This window comes from Sulfurihydrogenibium yellowstonense SS-5 (assembly GCF_000173615.1).
Classification (GTDB): Bacteria; Aquificota; Aquificia; order Aquificales; family Hydrogenothermaceae; genus Sulfurihydrogenibium; species Sulfurihydrogenibium yellowstonense.
This window is the reverse complement of sequence record NZ_ABZS01000128.1, coordinates 1-4,960: the sequence shown is the minus strand read 5'-3', so window position 1 is coordinate 4,960 and position 4,960 is coordinate 1. Positions and strand designations below refer to the sequence as shown.

Sequence of the window (4,960 nt, the reverse complement as noted above, 5' to 3'; positions counted from 1 at the left end):
TCTGCAAGTAGATAAGATTTATAATCAGTGTTAAGAAAAACAGCGCCAGAGCCTACAAAAGGCTCTATAAGTCTATTGCCGACCGGTAAAAGCCTTTTTATATCTTCTACAATCTTATATTTGTTGCCTGCCCACTTTAAAAAAGGTCTCATCTACTGCCTTCTAACTGAAATTTCTTTTACAGTATCAACCAAAAATTTAACTTTACTTGCGTCCATATCCGGCATCAAACCATGACCAAGGTTAAATATATGTCCTGTATCCTCTCCCCATGATTTGATTATATACTCTGCTTCTTTTTTTATAATGTCTGTGTCGGCATATAACACCATAGGGTCTAAATTTCCCTGAACAGATGCCTTTGGATAGATTAAATCTTTTGCTTTTTTGATGTCTATCATCCAATCTATGCTGTATACATCAGCGTTAGACTCAAGAATAAAGTCCATAAATCCACAAACGCCTTTTGTAAAGTGTATGATTGGTTTGTTGTAATGCTTAAGATTTTCTATTATTTTCTTAACTGACGGTAAAACAAACTCTTTATAATCTTTGGGTGAAAGATGACCAGCCCAGCTGTCAAAGATTTGAACAGCATCAGCCCCTGACTCTATCTGAAAGCTTAAATACTTTATAGTCATATCTGCGATTTTATCAAGAAGTATTTTAAAATCTTCTTGGTTGTTATACATAAAAGATTTTGTTTTTTTAAAGTCCTTTGAACCTCTGCCTTCTATCATGTACGCTGCTATCGTAAAAGGTGCTCCAGCAAACCCAATCACCGGAATTTCTCTGCCAGTAGTTTGATTAACACCTTTTATGATTTCTCCAACAAAATAAACATCCTCAGGGTTAAACTCTTTTAGTTTTTGGATGTCTTCTTTGCTTTTGATAGGATTTTCAAAAACCGGTCCTTCTCCTTCTTTAAAATCAAATTTCATTCCGATTGATTCAAGTGGTGTAAGTATATCAGAAAAAATGATTATTGCATCAACACCAAGTAAAGTGTACGGTAAAATAGAAGCTTTTACAGCCAAATCTACATTTTTATAATAATTCTTAAAGCTTCCTGCTATTTCCCTTAACTGTCTGTATTCTTTCATGTATCTGCCGGCTTGACGCATTAGCCAGATTGGTGTTCTTTCTACTTTTTGTCTTCTGCAAGCTCTTAAAAATAAATCATTTTTTGGATTTTGCATTTTTTTCACCTTCTAAGGATACACTTTTTAAAGCTCTTTTTAATACTTTACCAGGTTTAAAATGAACAGTTTTCGAATAGCTAACTCTCTTTCTTCCTTTAAGTGGTTTCTTTCTTTTTAAAACTCTAAAAGAACCTATCTTTCTAATTTCTATCTTTTCACCCTTTGCTAAAGCTTCTGCCATCACTTCAAAGATTTCATCAACAACATCTTTTATACTTTTTAAATCCATTTCAGGATGTTTTTCTTTTATATATTTAACAATATCCGGTTTTTTCATGCTAATTCCTCCAATTTGATATTCATAATTTCAAGCTGAATTTTACATCTATCACAAACAGGTTGTCCGTTTCTGCCAACAGATTCATCATAGATCCAGCATCTTGGACACTTTTCACCTTTTGCTTTGCTAACAGCTACAACAGAGTCTTTTACAGATTCGCCATTAAGTACTACATCGCCTTCAGGATTATCTGAAAGCTCTACTTGGCTAACAGTAAAGAAAAACTTAATCCAATCTAATCTTTTTTCTACAATTTCTTTATACTCTTTCGGTAGTTTTAAAATTACTCTTGCTTCGTATGGATGCCTTACTAAGTCTTGTTTTCTTGCCTCTTCTATCGCTTTTAGTACATCGTCTCTTATCTCTATAAGCTTTTCATAGGTTTCTTCTAAATTTTTATCTATAAATTTTTCATTTACAACAGGCATAATTTCAAGATGAATGCTTTCTTTTATACTTGAATCGATCTTTCTTACATACTGCCAAACTTCTTCTGCTGTGAATGAGATGATAGGTGCAAGGATTTTGTTTAACGATAAAAGTAATTCCCACAATACAGTTTGTGCCGACCTTCTTTCTAAGCTTTTTGGTGCGTAAACATAGAGTCTATCTTTTAAAATATCAAGATATATTGCTGATAGGTCTACTATTACGAAGTTTTTAATCGTGTGATAGATTTTATGAAACTTGCCTTCTTCATAAGATTTGTCGGCTATTTGTATAATATTTTGAAGTTTAGAAAGCATCCACCTGTCTATTTCTAATAGATTTTCGTAAGGAACATAGTCCTGGTTTGGATTGAAGTCGTAGAGATTTCCAAGGAAGTATCTAAATGTATTTCTAATTTTTCTGTAATCTTCTGCAATTCTTTTTATAAGATTAAAACCTATTTTTATGTCTTCTGTATAATCCTCTGTAACAACCCAAAGTCTCAGTATGTCAGCTCCGTACTCTTTTATAACCTTTTCCGGTGCTACTACATTTCCGGCAGATTTAGACATTTTTCTGCCTTTTTCGTCAAGTGTAAATCCATGTGTCAAAACTGTGTCATAAGGTGCTCTGTTATAAGATGCTACCGATTCAAGAAGTGAAGACTGGAACCAACCTCTATGCTGGTCTGAACCCTCTAAATACATATCGGCAGGCCATCTTAACTCCTCCCATTCTCCGTACTTTAAAACTGCTGCATGAGACACGCCAGAATCAAACCAAACATCGAGTATATCCTCTTCTTTTTTAAACTCTTGCCCGCCGCATTTTTTACATTTATAACCTTCCGGAAGCAATTCTTTTGCTGATTTTTCAAACCATATATCAGCCCCAAACTCATCATTTTTAATTAGATTAGCTACATGCTCAAAAACTTCCATATCTTTAACGATTTCACCGCAGTTTTCACAGTAAAATACAGTTATCGGAACGCCCCAGCTTCTCTGTCTTGAAATACACCAATCCGGCCTGTTTTCTACCATGCTTTTTATTCTGTTTTGTCCATAATGGGGTATCCATTTTACCCTTTCAATCTCTTTTAATGCTGCTTCTCTCAAAGTTTGATTTTCATTAACTTTTGCTTCCATAGATATAAACCACTGGGGAGTTGCTCTAAAAATTACCGGATTTTTACATCTCCAACAGTGGGGATAAGAGTGGCTTATCACTTCTTTATGTATTAATGCTTCTACTTCTTGTAATTTTTCAATGATTAAATCATTTGCATCAAAAACCCTTATTCCTCTTAGCCAATCGGGTGCTTCTTGTGTAAACCTTCCTTCATCATCAACAGGTGCAAAGGCATCTACACCATATCTTTGACCAATAAGATAGTCTTCTTGACCATGTCCTGGTGCCATATGGACCAATCCTGTACCGGTGCCAAGCTCAACAAACTCAGAGAGATAAACCTTTGAAACTCTATCTATAAATGGATGATAATACTCTTTAAACTCTAAATCTTTCCTTAACCTGCCTTATTACTTCTCCATTTAATCTTGTCTTTTCTTTAAAGTTTTCAAGTAATTCTTTGGCAACTATCAAAGTTCCTTTATTTGTTTTGAAATAAACATAATCAAACTCTGGATGAACCATTACACCAAGGTTTGCAGGCAACGTCCAAGGAGTAGTAGTCCAAATTACAAGATAGGTATCATCAAAATCTTTCATTTTAAACTTTACATAGATAGATGGGTCTTTTTTGTCGTAATATTCAATTTCCGCTTCTGCTTCTGCTGTTTTGTCATAGATGCACCAATAAACAGGCTTTTTACCTCTATATGCAACGCCTTTGTTAAACACTCTTCCAAGCTCTAAAACTTCCTGTGCTTGGTAGGATGGTCTCATTGTAAGATAAGGTTTTTCCCAATTTCCAATGATACCAAGCCTTTTAAACTCTTCTTTTTGAATGTTTACAAACTTTAAAGCGTATTCTCTGCATAGCTTTCTAAACTCGGATTTAGAAAGGTCTTCTTTTTTGATTTTCTTCTCTTTTAACTCTTTTTCTACTTGTTGTTCAATCGGAAGCCCATGACAATCCCAACCTGGAACAAAAGGCGCATCTTTTCCTTTCATAGATTGGTATTTAACTAAAATGTCTTTTAAAATTTTGTTTAAAGCATGTCCGATGTGTATATGTCCGTTTGCATATGGCGGTCCGTCATGAAGAATATATTTATCTTTTCCTTTTCTATCTTCTCTGAGTTTTTGATAAAGATTCATTTTTTCCCAAAAAGATAATATTTCAGGCTCTTTATTTGGTAAATTACCTTTCATAGGAAATTCAGTTTGAGGCAGATTCAATGTATCTTTAAATTCCAATTTTGAGATACCTCCGGCAAAATTTTAAAAATATTATTATATCATTTGTTTAGCTCTGTTTTAATGGAATATAGAAGACTGCTTGCAAAAATCATATTTGTCATCGTATATTAAATATGTCAAAAATTTTTAAACTTTAAGAGAATAAGCTTTATAATAATTACAGACATGGGAGAAAAAAGGAAGGACAGATCAAGTTATTGTCATTGGTCTTTTAAGACCGCTCAGAATGTTTGTAGACTGTCCTTCCTCTACTTCCTAAAACCTGAATCAGAACATTAGGCTTTTAAGCCTGTATTGATTACGATGATAGGTTATCAGGAAGTTTCTCTCATGTCAAGTATTTTATGAAAGGAGGTAATCTTATGAACAACTACAAAATCGTCGTTGGAGTTGATGTATCTAAAAACTCATTCACTGCTACAGTTTTGTATGATAACAAGAAAGAAACCTTTGAAGTTAAATCAGACCCAGTTGAGTTTGAAAAGAAAATAAAGCCTTATCTTAAAAAGTTTAAGCAGTCAGATATGCTTATCATAATGGAGCATACAGGAGTTTATCATTTAAAGCTTGCTAATTATCTGTATGAAAATGGCTATAAAGTAGCAGTGATAAATCCATTTTCAATAAAGAGTTTATGGAAGCTAAATGACAGAGTCAAAACAGA

Annotated in this window: 4 protein-coding genes and 1 pseudogene; 1 reads left to right on the top strand and 4 read right to left on the bottom strand. The window is 33.6% G+C overall.

Annotated elements, in window-relative coordinates; all coding sequences use genetic code 11:
• The 4 genes and pseudogenes from SULYE_RS05840 to ileS all read right to left on the bottom strand — a co-directional run.
• Positions 1 to 152 (bottom strand): DNA adenine methylase (locus SULYE_RS05840; protein ID WP_007547483.1); only part of this gene is annotated, 152 nt, incomplete at its 3' end.
• A complete protein-coding gene (gene hemE, locus SULYE_RS05835) occupies positions 153 to 1,199 on the bottom strand; it encodes a uroporphyrinogen decarboxylase (RefSeq protein ID WP_007547481.1) in 1,047 nt (348 codons plus the stop codon). It lies immediately after the preceding gene.
• Positions 1,180 to 1,479, bottom strand: a complete 300-nt coding sequence (locus SULYE_RS05830) for an HU family DNA-binding protein (protein WP_007547480.1) — start codon at positions 1,477 to 1,479, stop codon at positions 1,180 to 1,182. The genes hemE and SULYE_RS05830 overlap by 20 nt, the downstream gene beginning before the upstream one ends.
• Positions 1,476 to 4,293, bottom strand: a pseudogene (gene ileS / locus SULYE_RS05825) (isoleucine--tRNA ligase). The gene SULYE_RS05830 and the pseudogene ileS overlap by 4 nt, the downstream one beginning before the upstream one ends.
• 365 nt (positions 4,294 to 4,658) lie before the next feature.
• Here ileS and SULYE_RS05820 point away from each other — a divergent pair.
• Positions 4,659 to 4,960, top strand: a 302-nt coding sequence (locus tag SULYE_RS05820) for an IS110 family transposase (RefSeq protein ID WP_007547474.1), incomplete at its 3' end; no start/stop codon positions are given.

Bases quoted from the DNA above. Each gene is read 5' to 3' on its own strand.
- hemE (WP_007547481.1), bottom strand. From the start codon at position 1,199: ATGCAAAATCCAAAAAATGATTTATTTTTAAGAGCTTGCAGAAGACAA.
- SULYE_RS05830 (WP_007547480.1), bottom strand. From the start codon at position 1,479: ATGAAAAAACCGGATATTGTTAAATATATAAAAGAAAAACATCCTGAA.